We start from the raw sequence: 15,407 nt of genomic DNA on the forward strand, positions 1-15,407 counted from the left end.
CCGTCCTCTTCTGACTATCGAGACCTCTGATGCCATCTGCGTCCATGCCTGCCAAGGCGCCCATCGTGCGCGATATCGTCCTGATCGGCGGGGGACATAGCCATGTTGGCGTGTTGATGCGTTTCGCCATGCAGCCTGAGCCTGGCGTACGCCTCACCGTCATCTGTCGCGACACCGACACGCCCTACTCCGGCATGCTACCCGGTTACGTGGCGGGGCATTACACCTTTGATGATGTGCATATCGACCTGCGTCGGCTGTGTCAGTTCGCCGGCGCACGCTTCTATCGGGATCAGGTGATCGATATCGACCGCGGCCAGCGCCGCGTGATCTGCGCCGAGCGCCCGGCGGTGGACTATGACCTGCTGTCGATCAATATCGGCTCCACGCCTCGCCTGTCCCACATCGACGGTATCGGTGATCCCGAAGCGGCTGATGCCCCCGTGGTGGCGGTCAAACCGATCAGCACCTTCCAGCAACGCTGGCTGAGACTGCTTGAGCGCGCCAAAAGCGCCGAGCGGCCTCTCGACATCGTGCTGGTCGGCGGCGGTGCCGGCGGGGTCGAGCTGCTGCTGGCCATCCAGCAGCGCCTCGCCGCCGAGTTGCCCGCTGCGCTCGCGCCGAACCTGACGCTGATCACCCGCGGACAGCGCCTGTTGCCGACGCATTCTCCTGAGGTCAGCGCTGCACTCGCCACCACCTTGCATGAACGCGGTATCCAGGTGCATTTCGGTGAGGAGATCACCGCTGTTGAATCGTCCACGACGTCATCCCAGCGCCAGCTGATCAGTGCCAGCGGCAGTCGCCATCCGGCCGACGAGGCCATCTGGGTGACACGCGCCGGAGGGGCACGTTGGCTTGAGAAGACAGGACTGAGCCTGGATGAGGATGGCTTTCTCAAGGTGCGCGATACCCTGCAGACGCTCGAGGATGATGCCATCTTCGCCGCGGGCGATATCGCGCATCAGGTCAATCATCCGCGTGAAAAGGCCGGCGTCTTCGCCGTACGCCAGTCACGGCCGCTGGCTGACAACCTGCGACGCGCCGTGCGCGGAGAGTCACTACATCCCTATATTCCGCAGTCCCGCTGGCTGGCCCTGATCAGCACCGGGGATCGTGATGCCATTGCTTCACGCGGCAATCTGGGGCTGGTGTCGCCGTGGCTGCGTCCGTGGCTGTGGCGCTGGAAGGACCATATCGACCGCCAGTTCATGGCACGCTTCAATGAACTGCCCAGGATGCAGGACGTCGCGGATACCGGCGGCCTTGCCGGGTTGCAACAGCGCATCAGCGCTGCCTGGCAGGCGCTCAAGGGCGGCGATGGCAGGCTCCACCCGCGCCTGACCGCCGAGCTGGATGAGCAGGAAGCGCATCAGGCCCTGTCCGCGCTGGCGATGCGCTGCGGCGGCTGTGGCGCCAAGGTCGGTGCCAGCGTGCTGTCGCGAGCGTTGCAGAGCCTTGCCCCGCGCGAGAACGCGGACGTGCTGGTCGGGCTGCATGCCCCGGATGATGCCGCCATCGTGCGAGTGCCCGAGGGTCAGGCACTGGTACACAGCGTCGACTTCTTCCGCGCCTTCATCGATGACCCTTACCTGTTCGGGCGCATCGCTGCCAATCACGCCCTGGGGGATCTCTACGCCATGGGCGCTACGCCCCACACCGCCACCGCCGTCGCCACGGTGCCGCAGGGGATCGAGCGCAAGGTCGAACCGCTGGTGCGCGAGCTGATGCAAGGCGCCACCGAGGTGCTCAACGAGGCAGGCTGTACGCTGGTCGGCGGACATACCGGCGAGGGTCAGGAGCTGGCGCTGGGCTTCGCCCTCAATGGCCTGGTGGTGGAGAATCTGGCCGGCGTCACCTGCAAAGGCGGCATGCAGCCAGGCGAGGTACTGATCCTCACCAAGGCCATCGGCACCGGCACCCTGCTGGCAGCGCACGCACGCCTGGAAGCGCGAGGCCGCTGGATCGACGCCGCACTGGACAGCATGCAGCAATCCAGTCAGCAGGCGGCAAATATCCTGCGCGCCCATCAGGCGAGCGCCTCCACCGATGTCACCGGCTTCGGCCTGCTCGGCCATCTGGTGGAGATGACCCGCGCCAGCGGCGTGGATGCCGAACTCGAGATCGACGCCCTGCCGATACTGGACGGCGCCGAGGACTGCGTCGCCCGCGGGGTGGTCAGCTCACTGCAACCGGCCAACCTGCGTCTCAAGCGGGCCCTGAAGGATCAGGCCGGCGTCATTGATCACCCGCGCTATCCGCTGCTGTTCGATCCACAGACCGCCGGCGGCCTGCTGGCCAGTGTGCCTCTCGATCAGGCCGAGTCCTGTGCTGCCGCGCTCAAGGCCGCCGGCTATCACGCCAGCGCCGTCATCGGGCGCATCCTGCCACAGGGTGATGCGCTGGCGCCGATCAGCATCAAGCGCTGAACGCGGCGAGACCGGCCGGCTCAGGCTTCGGCTTCGCGCTTGAGCGCCTCGAAGGACTCAACGAAGGCATCCATCGTCTCGGCACAGTAATCCCGCAGCCCGCTGACGACCAGCTTCTTGGAGCCACTGCCGATGCACTGCTCGCCATCATGGATGCCGAATTCGAGCAGGGTATCGCCACGCTTGCCGTTGACCTCAAGCGAGGAGCGCACGAAGTCGAGATGCAGATCGGCGATATCGAGCCGTTCGAAACAGAAGCCCATGCTGTCATAGATCACCAGCGGGCGTGCCGGATTGAACATCACCCCCTTCTCCAGCATCAGCGGCTGCAGGAAGTGCGGGAAGTTGCGCCCGGAGAAGGCGATATACTGGCGAGTGAAATTGGCGACCACTTCCTCGTCATGCGTGGTATCACCGCTGCGCTCGACCGTCAGATAGACCTTGCCGGCTTCATCGCGCACCAGCAGGGACATGCCATTCTCGTCGGGTTCTTCCAGCGCTTCGAAGATCAAGGGCACATCATTGCCGACCATGCCGCAGAAACGGATGGTCATGCACTGTGAAAGGCCGAATTTCGCCAGCAACAGGGAGAACAGCAGGTCGCCGGGCACACAGAAGCGTCGCGCATCCGGGTCATGAATGGGGTTGTAATCCCCCGCCATCTGCTTGGCGAAGCGACTGGCCTGCTCGGCGGTGATCCGCACGCGGCCATCTTCGACCCGGTGAAACTGATCAAGAAACATGGACTGCCTTCCTGCCCTGCTTGAATGATGATCGATGGCCCGTCCTGAACCATCGCGGAAATGCCTCCGAGGGGAGGAATCAAGGGTGACACGCTTTCACGCCTGTCCAGCAGACGTGCCATGAGGCTGCCATGACACGTAGATCACGGGATTTTACCACTTGCTGACAGGCAGATGGTGACTCGTGACAGGCTTTGCAAGAGTTTGCAGCCCGACAGATGGCCATATACTGTATATAACCCCATGCTTTCGGGCAAACCGCTGCACTGCCCGCCACTTCGACAGGTCGCCATGCAAGCCGCTCCCCTCGACAATCCGCGCTACTACCTGGCCAACTTCGATACCCTGCTCGATTGGGTCTGCCAGTGCCACGCCGATCTGCTGACAGAGACAGAGCGTGCCACGGTGGATGCCATCACGCGTCTGCCGGACGCCTCGCGGGCCCTGCTGGTCCGCCTGCTGATGCGCAAGGGCGATCATTTCGAGGTCACGCAGCTGCATTATGCCGAAATCGGTGACATCGAGGCCGCAAGCCAGCCTCTGATCACACCGATCGCCGACAGTGCCACGCCTGATGGGCTGTGCCGCCTGAACGCTGACCTGAGCCTGGAGGAAATGCTGTCACTTGTGACACTGCCGCGCTTGAAGGACGCCTTCCCCGAGCTGCCAAGAAGCACGCCCAAACGCCGGATGCCGGATGCCCTCAGCGAGCTGCTGGTAGATACCACGCCACGGTCACTGCCCGAGTGGCTGAATGACCCCACCGCCAACACGCTGAGTGTTGGGCTTGGTGAGCTGTCGCGACGCCTGAGCCTGATGTTCTTCGGCAACCTGCGCCAGACTCTGTCGGACTTCGTGCTCAGTGAACTGGGCCTGCTGCGCTGCGAGGCGGTCGCGCTTTCCCCAGACTCGCGCGCCTTCACCCAGCGCTGGGAGGTGGATCGTTATCTGGCCCTGGAGCAGCTGCGTGAGGACTGGCAGGCGGCCAGGGAGCGTCTGAATCGTGAGACGAATCGCGCCAATGCCTGGCTGGCACAGCGACGTGACCGGCTGCGTTTCTCGCTGGCGCGCGATGCCGAGCGTCAGGGCTGGCATCACGCAGCCGCACTGCAGTACGCCTGCCTCGAGAACTCCGCCTACGCGCCGCGTGCCATGCCGCGCCGAGTGAGAGCGCTGGAGCTTTCCGGCGATATCAGCGCAGCCCACGCACTTGCCTGCGAGCGTCTGGCGCGTGCTGACATCACGCTGGACGAACAGCTGGCACTTGAGCGCGCCCTGCCTCGCCTGTGCCGTGGCCTTGGCTTGCCCGCGCCCAGACGCGCCAAGGCGCCGGCCACGCCGCAGATCACCCTTACGGTGCCGGACCTTGCCACCTCGGCCGCCGCCGGCATCCATGGGGTCGAGCGCGCGGCCGCCCATGCACTGGCCACGCCCGAGGCACCGGTCTTCTATGTCGAGAATGGTCTGCTCCCCGCGCTCTTCACCCTGTTGTGCTGGGACGTGCTGTTCGCGCCCCTGCCGGGAGCCTTCTTCCACGCCTTTCATACCGGTCCGGCGGACCTCTACCGCCCTGACTTCGTCAACCGTCGCCAGGCCGCTTTCGAGGACTGCTTCGCGCGCCTGTCCGATGGCCGCTACCGAGAGACGATTCGTGAGCGTCATCAGCAGAAACAGGGTATTCAAGCGCCCTTCGTGCATTGGCCGCTGTTGAGCGAGGAGCTGCTGTCCCACGCACTGGACTGCATCCCCCCGGCACATCTGGAGGCCTGCTTCCGACACCTGCTGGCCAATCCCCGCGAGCATCGCGCTGGCCTGCCGGACCTGATCCAGTTCTTCCCCGAGAACAGCCGCGAACGTTACCGGATGATCGAGGTCAAGGCACCCACCGACCGCCTGCAGGACAACCAGCGCCAGTGGCTGGCCCTGTTCGCCCGCCATGCGATTCCGGCGCTGGAGTGCCGTGTCGAATGGCAGACCGTAAACGCCTCTGATGCATCCTCCGAGGACGAGGCCACGGCACGCAAGGCACCGACTGCGCGATGATCACCGCCGACACCTCAAGCAACGCGCCCGAGCGTTACAGAATCGCGGTACGCGAGCTGTGCGCCTTCGCCGCACGCGAGGGCGATCTGGATCTGCGCTTCACGCCCTCGCCCACCGCTCAACAGGGCATTCGCGGCCATCAGCGCATCGTGCGTCGGCGCGGCAAGGACTACGAAAGCGAGATATCGCTCTCCGGCTGCATCGGCAATCTCGAGATTCGCGGCCGCGCCGATGGCTATGATCCCAGGCGCAACTGTCTCGAGGAGATCAAGACCCACCGTGGTGACCTGTCCCGTCAGCCCGCGAATCACCGCGCCCTGCACTGGGCCCAGGCGCGTGTCTACGGTGCCCTGATGTGCCGCAGTCGCGATCTCGAGGGCATCACGTTGGCGCTGGTGTATCTGGATATCGCCACGGACGCACCCGGGGCTTCACAGGATGAACAACGCCTGGAAGCCTGGTGGAGCCGCGAGGCGCTGGAAGCGGAGCTTGCACGTCTGGCCGCACGCTTCAGCGAGTTCGCCGCCAATGAACTGGCGCATCGCCGCGCCCGTGACAGCGCCCTTGGCGCGCTTGCCTTCCCCTGGCCTGCCTGGCGCCCCGGTCAACGCCAGCTGGCCGAGCATGCCTACAAGGCGGTGATGACCGGACGCGAGCTGCTGGCCGAGGCGCCGACCGGCACCGGCAAGACGCTGGCGACGCTGTATCCTGCGCTGCGTGCAATGCCCAGAAACGGCACGGACAGACTCTTCTACCTCACCGCCCGTACCCCGGGCCGGGCCTTGGCGCTGGACGCGCTGACCACCCTGGTGCCAGAGGTGGTCGAGAACGCGGAATCACCGGACACGCCTGCCGCAGCGCTGCGCATTCTGGAACTCGGCGCGCGCAGCAAGACCTGTGAGCACCCGACCCTCGCCTGTCATGGTGAGTCCTGCCCGCTGGCGCGCGGCTTCCATGATCGCCTGCCTGCGGCACGCTCTGCCGCGCTTGCCGACCACCAGCCACTGACGCTGGCGACGACACGCCGACACGCCCTGGCCCATGAGATCTGCCCCTATTTCCTCGCCCAGGAGCTCTCGCGCTGGGCGGATGTGGTCATCGGGGATCACAACCACTACTTCGACAGTCATGCGCTGCTGTTCGCTCTGACCCAGGCCAATGACTGGCGCTCCGTGGTGCTCGTCGATGAAAGCCACAACCTCATCGAACGCGCCCGCGGCATGTACAGCACCGAACTCGATGCCCGACAGTTCCACTTCCTGCTCAAGCAGTTGAGTCGCACGGGCCATCCGGCCCCGCTGCGCTCGGCCTCCCGCGCGCTGGCCCGGCAGTGGCGAGCGCTGGAGCAGCTCGGGCCGGCGCCTTGCGCTGGAGACGTTGCCCGGCGACTTCCTCAAGGCGCTGACGCAATGGACGGGCGCGATGGGCGACTGGTTGGCGGAACCTGACAAGGCCGCAACCCCTCCTGCGGCCAGACAACAGGCAGCGCGAGCAACGGCCACACAAGCCCCCGAACAGCTGGGCCTGATCGCGAGCGATGCCGTTCCCCTGGCCTCAAGCACCACAAGCACCACCCCATCAGACTCCAGTCCGAGATCCACCGCGGCCAGCCGTCGCGTGGAGCCTGACGGCGAGATGATGGAGGCCTATTTCGCGGCGCTGACGCTCACGCGACTCGCGGAAGGCTTTGGCGATCACTCGCTGTTCGAGGTCGAACTCGCCGCCATGAATCCGGCGCGTCAGGCAACGCTCACCAGCGATTCAAGCTCACGCTCCGGCGCAGCATCGGCTGCAGGAGCAGAAGCAGGAGCAGCAGCAGCATCGGCTGCAGGAGCAGAAGCAGGAGCAGCAGCCCGGCCTCGCAAGCCCCGAGGGCGAAGCGTGCGCCAGATACAGCCGCGACTGCGCTGCGTCAGCCCGGCGCCGTGGCTGGCCCCCCGCCTGCGCGCCAGCCACGCCACCCTATTGTTCTCGGCCACGCTCAATCCACCGGCCTATCATCACCGCCTGCTGGGACTGGCGGACAATGCAGTCTGGTTGAGTGTCGAGTCGCCGTTCAGGGCGACGCAGGTGCAGGTCAGTCGCCATCGGCTCTCGACCCGCCTGCGGGATCGCGAGGCCTCCTGCCGGCCCATCGCCGAGCTGATGGCACGCCAATACCAACAGCGCCCGGGCAACTATCTGGCATTCTTCTCGAGCTTCGCCTATCTCGAACAGGTCGCCAGCACCCTGCAACAGCTGACGCCGGAGATTCCCCAATGGCGCCAGACCCGTGCCATGACGGAAGCGGAGCGCACCACCTTCATTCAGCGCTTCACCCCCGACGGCCAGGGCATCGGTTTCGCGGTGCTGGGCGGTGCCTTCGGCGAAGGGATCGATCTCCCGGGGTCGCGTCTGATCGGGGCCTTCATCGCCACCCTGGGGCTTGCCGGCTTCAGCCCGGAGAATGAAGCGCTCAAGCAACGTCTGGCGCTGTGGCTGGAAAGCGATGCAAGGCGGCGTGTCGAACGACATTCGACAGACGGCGACGCTGCCCCCTGTCATCCAGCCCTTGAGGGCTGACGACTGCACCTATCTGTACCCCGGGCTCACCAGAGTGGTGCAAGCCGCAGGCCGCGTGATTCGCAGCGAGCAGGATCAGGGCGTGATCCACCTGATCGATGACCGCTTCCTGCGCCCGGAAGTCGCACGACTGCTGCCGCGCTGGTGGACGCCGACAGACTGACGCGAGTCCCCTTTTCGCTCCCCGGTCGCAAGGAAGCCGAACGATGCCAGACAACGACACCGCCCTGTGGGGCAACGACTATCCGCGTGATCTGATCGGTTATGGTGCCAATCCCCCCCATGCCAACTGGCCGGGTGGTGCCAGGATCGCGGTGCAGTTCGTGCTCAACTATGAGGAAGGCGGCGAGAACTGCCTGCTGCACGGTGACAGCGAGAGCGAGAAGTTTCTCTCCGAGATCATCGGTGCCGAGGCCTACCCCGCGCGGCACATGAGCATGGAGTCGATCTACGAATATGGCTCGCGCAGTGGCGTGTGGCGGATTCTTGATGAATTCAAGCGCCGGGAGTTGCCGCTGACGGTCTTCGGTGTCGGCATGGCGCTGGCGCGGCATCCGGACCTGGTCGCGCGTTTCCTGGAGGATGGCCACGAGATCGCCAGTCACGGCTGGCGCTGGATTCATTACCAGCACATGGATGAAGCCCATGAGCGCGCCCATCTGGAACGCGCGGTGGAAAGCTATCGCGAACTGGTCGGTCACGCACCACAGGGTTGGTACACCGGACGCGACAGCCCCAACACCCGCCGACTGGTGGTGGAGCACGGCGGCTTCACCTACGACAGCGATTACTACGGCGATGACCTGCCGCTATGGATGGAGGTGACCACCGCCAATGGCGAGCAGGTGCCGCATCTCGTCGTCCCCTACACCCTGGACACCAATGACATGCGCTTCGCCAGCGCCCAGGGCTTCAACAATGGCGAAGATTTCTTCCAGTACCTGCGTGACGCCTTCGACGTGCTCTACGCCGAGGGCGACACGGCACCCAAGATGCTCTCCATCGGGTTGCACTGTCGGATCGCCGGACGACCGGGACGCTTCGCGGCGCTGAAACGCTTCCTCGATTACGTCCAGTCCCACGACAGGGTATGGATCACCCGTCGCATCGATATCGCCGAGCACTGGCAGCGCGAGCATCCCTATACCCCCGCCAGCTGACGCTGGTCAGTTTTCCAACATGCAGGCCAATGCCAGCAGGCTCTCATCACGACCCGGCAGGCCCAGCAATGAGACGCCCCAGGGCGGTGGTGCAGCCTCCTCCGGCAGGCGCGCTGCGTCATCGGTCAGCCACGGCAGACTCAATTGCGGTGCGCCATTCAAGCCGGCCAGTGCGGTGAGTCCCATCAGCCGGTGACGATAGACCTCCATCTCCTCGAGGCTTGCGCCCAGCAGCGGTGAAGCGCCCGGCGTGGTGGGCAGCACGAACACCGCCTCGCTGGTGGCCTCGGCCTGGGCATGGGCAGCCGCACTGCCATCGTCGCAGGCACTCTCGCCGCCCTCATGACTGGCTGCCAGCTGCTGGCGGTACCAGCGGCGGACGGTGTCTGCCTTGGCTTCTGCTGCCTGCTCGTCGGCATCACTCAGGGTCATGCACCATTTGAGGCGCGCCGCGATATCCGGATTCAGCTGCGGCCAGCGAGAGTCGGGGCCCTGCTCCGGCGTACTCAACCATGCCTGGTGCGTACGACGAATCTCGCAGCCCTGCAGAATCCGAAAGGCCTCACTGGCCCTCGCCATGAAGGCCTGGCTCAACATTCGCCGCTCGCAGCGAAAACCGAGTGATTCAAGACGACGCGCCAGCGGCCCCAGCAGTCGCTGATAAGGCCCCGCCGCCAGCCCTTCCGGCACCAGCAGGATGAGTCTTGCCGGCAAACGAGTCGCTGTCGTTGGCGGCATCAACACCTCACTGACCTGCGTCAGCGTCGCGAGATCCTGCGTCATCCAGCCGATGGTATCGAAGCGCGGCGCCAGCGGCTTGAGGCCTGACATCTCAATGCGGCCATGGGTCGGCCGCAGCCCGAAGAGCCCACAGTAGCTGGACGGCACGCGGATGGAGCCACCGGTATCGGTTCCCAGCCCGATCTCCGCCTCACCGCGCGCCACCGCTACTGCAGAGCCTACGCTTGAGCCGCCCGGCAACCTCAGCGGCGCACGCGGGTTCTGCGGCGTGCCACAATGGGCATTGGTGCCATTGAGGCTGTAGGCCAGCTCATCGGTAGTGGTGCGCGCCCGATAATCGGCCCCCGCCTTCTGAAGCGCCAACACGCTGGGCGCCGTCCCCCGCTCGATGGGAGCGCTCGCCAGCAGGTCAGGATTGCCCTGTCCGGTGCGCTCGCCCTTGATCGCGAACAGATCCTTCACCACCAGTCGCTTACCCTCAAGAGACCCCTCTCCCTTCGGCCCCGGTGTGATCACAGCACCGCGCCAAGAAACTGGCGCAGCTCTTCCGTGGCTGGATTGGCAAACAGCGTCGCGGGGTCGCCTGATTCATGCACACGCCCCTGGTGCATGAAGATCACGCGGTCACCCACATCGCGGGCGAAATTCATCTCGTGGGTCACCAGAATCAACGTCATGCCCTCACGCTTGAGCTGCTCCAACACCTTGAGCACATCGCCGACCAGCTCCGGGTCCAGCGCCGAGGTAATCTCGTCACACAGCAACACCTTGGGATGCATCGCCAGGGCGCGCGCGATCGCCACCCGCTGCTGCTGGCCACCGGAGAGCTGGCTCGGCCAGGCATCGAATTTCTCCCCCAGCCCGACCTTGGCCAGCATCTCGCGGGCCTCGCGCTCCGCGACATCCCGTGCAACGCCCTTGACCAGCATCGGCGCCAGCATCACGTTCTCGCCGACGCGCTTGTGGGGGAACAGATTGAAGCTCTGGAACACCATGCCGACATTCTGCGCCAGAGCGGCGGCGTCCATCTCGCTACCGTCCAGCAGATTGCCGGCGACGTGGATGCTACCGCCGTCATGTTGTTCCAGCTGGTTGATACAGCGCAGCAAGGTGCTCTTGCCGGAGCCGCTGCGACCGATGATCGAGACCACCTCGCCCGGGCGCACTTCAAGATCGATGCCCTTGAGCACCGTCAGATCGCCGAAGGACTTGGTGAGCGCCGACAGGCTGACCAGCGGCACCTTTGCCTTCTCGGAGACGGCAGCACTCTCGGTGACTCTCGGAGACGGCAGCACTCTCGGTGACCGAGGAATCGGATGAGACGGTGTCCAGCGGGGAAACTTCAGCGAGCAGTGACATTGAGACGTGCCTCCAGGTGGCGAGCCAGCCGCGAGAGCGGATAGCACATGGCGAAATACAGCAACGCGACCAGCGCAAAGACGGTGAAGGGTTCCAGGGTGGCGTTGTTGAGCATGGTGCCGGCCTTGGTCAGTTCGACGAAGCCGATCACCGAGGCAAGCGCGGTGCCCTTGATGATCTGCACCGAGAAGCCGACGGTCGGTGCGATGGCCATGCGCAGCGCCTGCGGCAGGATGATGTGACGCATGGTCTTCAGATAACCGAGCCCCAGCACTCGCGCCCCTTCCCACTGCCCCTTGGGCACCGCCTCGACACAGCCACGCCAGATGTCGTGCAGGAAGGCACTGCTGAACAGCGTCAGCGCGACCGCCGCCGCCGTCCAGGCCGAGACATCCAGCCCGAAGACCGCCACGCCGAAGAAGGCCAGAAACAGCTGCATCAACAGCGGCGTGCCCTGAAACAGCTCCGTGTAGAGGCGACAGAAGAGCGCCGCCCCCGGCCAGCGGGTCAGGCGCAGAAAGGTCAGCGCCAGCCCCACCAGACTGCCGCCGATGAAGGCGATCAGAGACAGCGCCAGCGTCCAGCGCGCCGCCAGCAGCAGGTTGCGCAGGATGTCCCACAGCGTGAAGTCGATCATGAGTGGGCCTCTCTCAGCACATGGGAAGACAGACGGCGGCGCGGGGCTGGCGTCAGGTGGCGAAAGCCGAACAGACGACGCCCGATGCGGTTGAGCAAGGCGCGCATCGCGATGGCCAGCAGCAGGTACATGCCTGCCGTCACCACGTAGCTTTCAAAGCTCAGGAAGGTACGTGACTGGATGAAGTTGGCCGCGAAGGTCAGGTCCGCCACGCTGATCTGGGAGACCACGGCGGAGCCCAGCATCACGATCACGCACTGGCTGGTCAGCGCCGGATACATGCGTTCCAGCGCCGGCATCAGCACCACATGGCGATAGCGCTGCCAGGGCGTGAGACCCAGCGCACGCCCGGCCTCCCACTGGCCGCGACCGGTGGCATCGACACCGGCACGCAGAATCTCGCTGCTGTAGGCCGCCAGGTTGAGTGTCATCGCGATCACCGCGGCCATCTCGGCGCTGAGTGACAGCCCCAGCGCCGGCAGGCCGAAGAAGATGAAGAACAGCTGGACGATGAAGGGCGTGTTGCGCAGCAGCTCCACCAGCATGCCCAGCAGCCGGCTGAAGACGCTGCTCGGCGCACGATGGCGCTGCCAGACACACATCACCGCACCGAGTATCCCCAGCGTGGTGGTCAGAATGGTCAACCAGACCGTCGTCATCAGCCCGGCCAGCAGGTCGGGCAGATACGGCAGCAGGCGCGAGAAATCCGGGAGATAGTTCATCGATCAAGCCTCACGGGAAAAGGGAGTCAGGCGTGCGACAGCTCGATTCAGGCATCCAGTGACGGCAGCGGCGCCTTGAACCAGGTTTCGGAGAGCGCGTTGAGCGTGCCGTCCTCGATCCCCTGGGCGATCAGCTCGTTCACGCGCGCCTTGAGCGCCGGCGTGTCATGCCGCATGCCCACATAGCAGGGAGAGTTCTTGAGCGGCAGTACACTGACCGGCACGCGGGAGGGATTGCGTTCGGCGATGGCGGCGGTGACCAGGTTGCCGGTGGCGATCATCTCGACCTGCCCCGACAGGAAGGCTGACAAGGTCGTGTTGTTGTCTTCGAAGCGCTTCACGGTGGTCGATTCCGGCACCACCTTGCTGAGCTCCATGTCTTCCACCGAGCCACGTGTCACGCCGATGGTCTTCTCGCTCAGCCCCTGGGCGGAGTCCACCTCACTGCCCTTCTCACCGAACACGCCGAGGAAGAACGGTGCATAGGCATCGGAGAAATCGATCGCCTTCTCACGCTCCGGATTCTTGCCCAGACTCGAGATCACCAGATCGACCTTGCGGGTCTGCAGGTAAGGGATGCGATTGGCCGAAGTGACCGGCACCAGCTCCAGCTTCACGTTCATCTCATCCGCCAGATAACGCGCCATGTCGATATCGTAGCCGCGTGGTTCAAGGTCCGGCCCGACTGAGCCGAACGGCGGGAAATCCTGTGGTACGGCCACCTTCAGCACTCCGCTGTCGGTGATATCGCTCAGCGCATCCGCACGGGCCGTCAGGGCCGTGGCGGCCAGCGTGCCCCAGACGGCCAGCAGAATCCCCTTGCGCAACCAGTTGCCAAGACGTTGCGTGCTGCCTGTGCGTGATGCGTGCTTGAAGGCCTTGCTCTCGTGACGCTTGCTCATCGGTCGACTCCGGTGTCTGTCAATTCCGAGCGCTGAGGAGATCAAATCCTGACCAATGAAACAAGTGATTCCCTTATCCATCTAGCCGTCTCCCAGCTCCTCGAGTGACTCGAAGGTGTCCGTCACCCGGCGAATCTGGCTGCGACCAGCGACGAGGTCGTCATGCAGCAGGCGTGTGGCCAGCAAGTTGATCTGGCTCATGGCGGCGGCATAGCTGTCGAAGGCGCTGACACTGTCCAGCGGGCAGCGCAGCACATGCTCGATACCGGCAGGGATCTCGCTCAGGCTGTCATCGCAAACCAGCAGTACCGTGCAGGGAGCCTGGCCCAGCCACCCCAGCAGGCGTGCCAGCCCCTGCGGGCGCCGGCGCATGGCGAATATCACCACGGCGTCATTGGCGCTCAGCCGCGCGACCTCCTCCCCGAGTGACTGGCCCGGCTGGGGCAGGACCGCCACCTGCCCTCTCAATTGCAGAAGTTGCTGGCGCAGATGCAGTGCCAGCGGATAGGCGTTGCGAAAGCCGATGATCTGCAAGCGTTCGGCATTGGCCAGGGTGCGGCCCAGCGCTTCCATGTCGAGCATGTCCAGCGCCGCCAGTGCCTGACGCAGGTTGCGACACTCCTGCTCATAGTGGCGCTGATGGTGGTCTGGCGTGGGCGTGCTCGAGACGACAGGCACGCCCGCATGACGCAGGCTGCGCGCCTGATCACGTGCCTCCCGGAAGTCCTGATAGCCGAGGCGGCGAAACAGGCGACTGACGGTAGCCTTGGAGACATGTGTCAGCCGTGAGAGCTCGGCGGCATTGTAGAGCGCCAGCTCATCCTGATGCGCGAGCAGAAAACGCGCGATACGCTGCTCGTTGGGGGTCAATCGCTCAAGGTGGTGAGTCAGGCGCTGATGCAGGCTCTGGCCTGCCGGACTACATGCCGGCGAGCGCCTGGCGCTCGAGCGGGGCGCCATCCAGTCACTGGCCGACAGTGACAACGCGCTGCTGGCAAGCCTGGAAACCCAGCTGCCACGTCGCAGCCTCCTGTGGACCTCACGCGGCATCCTGGAAGTCGGCCGTGGCTGGCGCTGGCAGACCTCCCCCGCCAGCCCCAAGGCGCCCTGGCTGGACGCCGTGCACCACAGCTGGCCAAGCCATGCGCCACGCTGGCTGCTCAAGGCGCCGGTGGTCATCGTGTGTGCGGATGCCCTGCCGATTGCCAACCGCACCCGACATCAACGTGATCTTGCCAGACTCTGGCTCACTGCCGATGCCGCACTGATCTATCTGGCGCAGGACGCCCGCGATGGCTGGCAGATGCATCAGCATTGTGACGCGGACAGAGACCATCACACAGCGTGCTGGCCACGAAGTCCGCCAGCTGTTCCCAGTCCTCATCCGTGCGCGGCGCACCGCCCAGCTGGTCGATCTGGGCGGCGAAGTCCGCGTAGTGCTGCGTGGTGGACCAGATCAGATAGATGACCCACATCGGCTCCGCCTCGCGCAGCTTGCCAGCTGCCATCCACGCCTTCATCACCTCGCAGCGCGCCTGGACCCACTGGCGCAACTCTCCACTGAGATAGTCACGCAGAAACGGCGCGCCGCTGATCACCTCCGCCGCGAACAGGCGCGATGCCTGTGGGGCCTGGCGTGCCAGCTTGAGCTTGACGCGCACCAGCGCCTCCAGCACCTCGCGCGGGTCATCATCGGCCGTGATGTCCTCAAGTGACGCATTCCAGCGCGTCAGCGTCTGCTCCAGCAGATGCACATAGAGCTTTTCCTTGGAACCGAAGTAATACAGCAGATTGGCCTTGGGCAACTCGGCCACGTCCGCGATCTGCTTGAGTGTGCTGCCACGATAGCCGTGACAGGCAAAGACACACTCGGCAGCTTCCATGATTCGACTTTCCGCCTGCTCACGGGGAGAGCTGGTCGGTGTCGGACTGAATTCCGCACTTCGGGAACGACGAACTTCGGCATACAGGGAAGAAGGAGAATCTGCAGGCATCAGCATCACTCATCAAATAAAATACCACACCATGGGCTGACCATTTGGTCAGATTCTTGCTGGAAATACAACATGAGCTGTTACATTGACAGCCATACGCCTGAAGGCACCACAA

14 protein-coding genes are annotated in these 15,407 nt (G+C 64.8%); 6 read left to right on the top strand and 8 right to left on the bottom strand.

The genetic code is table 11. The annotated features are described in order from the left end of the window. Window positions 1–29 precede the first annotated feature (29 nt). Window positions 30–2,429: a selenide, water dikinase SelD gene (selD, locus tag CU110_RS08615; protein WP_205632691.1), complete on the top strand. Its 2,400-nt coding sequence runs from the start codon at window positions 30–32 to the stop codon at window positions 2,427–2,429. Window positions 2,430–2,449: 20 nt separating this feature from the next. On the opposite strand, the gene CU110_RS08620 is transcribed toward selD, so the two are convergent. Further along, window positions 2,450–3,172: a DUF3581 family protein gene (locus CU110_RS08620; protein WP_084208738.1), complete on the bottom strand. Its 723-nt coding sequence runs from the start codon at window positions 3,170–3,172 to the stop codon at window positions 2,450–2,452. A 291-nt stretch (window positions 3,173–3,463) separates the two neighbouring features. Between CU110_RS08620 and CU110_RS08625 the strand changes: the two genes are divergently transcribed. From CU110_RS08625 to puuE, 5 genes are read left to right on the top strand one after another with little or no spacing between them, the layout of a single operon-like run. Further along, window positions 3,464–5,215, top strand: a complete 1,752-nt coding sequence (locus CU110_RS08625; RefSeq protein ID WP_240665331.1) for a VRR-NUC domain-containing protein — start codon at window positions 3,464–3,466, stop codon at window positions 5,213–5,215. Further along, entirely contained in the window at window positions 5,212–6,663 is a 1,452-nt protein-coding gene (locus CU110_RS08630) for a DEAD/DEAH box helicase (protein ID WP_127735549.1), read from the top strand. The genes CU110_RS08625 and CU110_RS08630 overlap by 4 nt, the downstream gene beginning before the upstream one ends. Beyond that, window positions 6,593–7,777 (top strand): helicase C-terminal domain-containing protein, encoded by a 1,185-nt coding sequence (locus CU110_RS17640; RefSeq protein ID WP_276317853.1) that lies wholly within the window; start codon window positions 6,593–6,595, stop codon window positions 7,775–7,777. Before CU110_RS08630 ends, CU110_RS17640 begins: the two co-directional genes overlap by 71 nt. A gap of 37 nt (window positions 7,778–7,814) precedes the next feature. After that, window positions 7,815–7,940, top strand: coding sequence for a helicase C-terminal domain-containing protein (locus CU110_RS17645; protein WP_164850329.1), 126 nt, complete (start codon window positions 7,815–7,817; stop codon window positions 7,938–7,940). A gap of 43 nt (window positions 7,941–7,983) precedes the next feature. Further along, window positions 7,984–8,937, top strand: coding sequence for an allantoinase PuuE (gene puuE, locus CU110_RS08645; protein WP_084208740.1), 954 nt, complete (start codon window positions 7,984–7,986; stop codon window positions 8,935–8,937). 6 nt (window positions 8,938–8,943) lie between these two features. Here puuE and CU110_RS08650 read toward each other — a convergent pair whose 3' ends face one another. From CU110_RS08650 to CU110_RS08680, 7 genes are all read right to left on the bottom strand, one after another. Next, window positions 8,944–10,194: an amidase family protein gene (locus tag CU110_RS08650; RefSeq protein WP_276317854.1), complete on the bottom strand. Its 1,251-nt coding sequence runs from the start codon at window positions 10,192–10,194 to the stop codon at window positions 8,944–8,946. Then, window positions 10,191–10,919 (bottom strand): amino acid ABC transporter ATP-binding protein, encoded by a 729-nt coding sequence (locus CU110_RS08655; protein ID WP_084209726.1) that lies wholly within the window; start codon window positions 10,917–10,919, stop codon window positions 10,191–10,193. Before CU110_RS08655 ends, CU110_RS08650 begins: the two co-directional genes overlap by 4 nt. 101 nt (window positions 10,920–11,020) lie before the next feature. Continuing rightward, the gene (locus CU110_RS08660) at window positions 11,021–11,674 is read right to left on the bottom strand and encodes an amino acid ABC transporter permease (RefSeq protein WP_077376658.1); all 654 of its coding nucleotides are present in this window, start codon (window positions 11,672–11,674) and stop codon (window positions 11,021–11,023) included. After that, window positions 11,671–12,396 (bottom strand): amino acid ABC transporter permease, encoded by a 726-nt coding sequence (locus CU110_RS08665; protein ID WP_084208742.1) that lies wholly within the window; start codon window positions 12,394–12,396, stop codon window positions 11,671–11,673. Before CU110_RS08665 ends, CU110_RS08660 begins: the two co-directional genes overlap by 4 nt. 47 nt (window positions 12,397–12,443) lie before the next feature. Next, window positions 12,444–13,298 carry a transporter substrate-binding domain-containing protein gene (locus CU110_RS08670; RefSeq protein ID WP_077376664.1) on the bottom strand — a complete coding sequence of 285 codons (855 nt, stop codon included), beginning with the start codon at window positions 13,296–13,298 and terminating at the stop codon, window positions 12,444–12,446. Between the two features lie 81 nt (window positions 13,299–13,379). Next, a complete protein-coding gene (locus tag CU110_RS08675) occupies window positions 13,380–14,477 on the bottom strand; it encodes a MurR/RpiR family transcriptional regulator (protein ID WP_205694017.1) in 1,098 nt (365 codons plus the stop codon). Between the two features lie 68 nt (window positions 14,478–14,545). Then, the gene (locus CU110_RS08680) at window positions 14,546–15,292 is read right to left on the bottom strand and encodes a TetR family transcriptional regulator C-terminal domain-containing protein (RefSeq protein WP_127735560.1); all 747 of its coding nucleotides are present in this window, start codon (window positions 15,290–15,292) and stop codon (window positions 14,546–14,548) included. Window positions 15,293–15,407: the final 115 nt, after the last annotated feature.

Origin of the sequence: Cobetia sp. ICG0124, assembly GCF_004006355.1 — a bacterium.
Classification (GTDB): domain Bacteria; phylum Pseudomonadota; class Gammaproteobacteria; order Pseudomonadales; family Halomonadaceae; genus Cobetia; species Cobetia marina.

Coding starts and splice junctions, on each gene's coding strand:
- selD (WP_205632691.1), top strand. CDS start 30: ATGCCATCTGCGTCCATGCCTGCCAAGGCGCCCATCGTGCGCGATATC.
- CU110_RS08620 (WP_084208738.1), bottom strand. CDS start 3,172: ATGTTTCTTGATCAGTTTCACCGGGTCGAAGATGGCCGCGTGCGGATC.
- CU110_RS08625 (WP_240665331.1), top strand. CDS start 3,464: ATGCAAGCCGCTCCCCTCGACAATCCGCGCTACTACCTGGCCAACTTC.
- CU110_RS08630 (WP_127735549.1), top strand. CDS start 5,212: ATGATCACCGCCGACACCTCAAGCAACGCGCCCGAGCGTTACAGAATC.
- puuE (WP_084208740.1), top strand. CDS start 7,984: ATGCCAGACAACGACACCGCCCTGTGGGGCAACGACTATCCGCGTGAT.
- CU110_RS08660 (WP_077376658.1), bottom strand. CDS start 11,674: ATGATCGACTTCACGCTGTGGGACATCCTGCGCAACCTGCTGCTGGCG.
- CU110_RS08665 (WP_084208742.1), bottom strand. CDS start 12,396: ATGAACTATCTCCCGGATTTCTCGCGCCTGCTGCCGTATCTGCCCGAC.
- CU110_RS08670 (WP_077376664.1), bottom strand. CDS start 13,298: ATGAGCAAGCGTCACGAGAGCAAGGCCTTCAAGCACGCATCACGCACA.
- CU110_RS08675 (WP_205694017.1), bottom strand. CDS start 14,477: ATGACCACCGGCGCCTTGAGCAGCCAGCGTGGCGCATGGCTTGGCCAG.
- CU110_RS08680 (WP_127735560.1), bottom strand. CDS start 15,292: ATGCCTGCAGATTCTCCTTCTTCCCTGTATGCCGAAGTTCGTCGTTCC.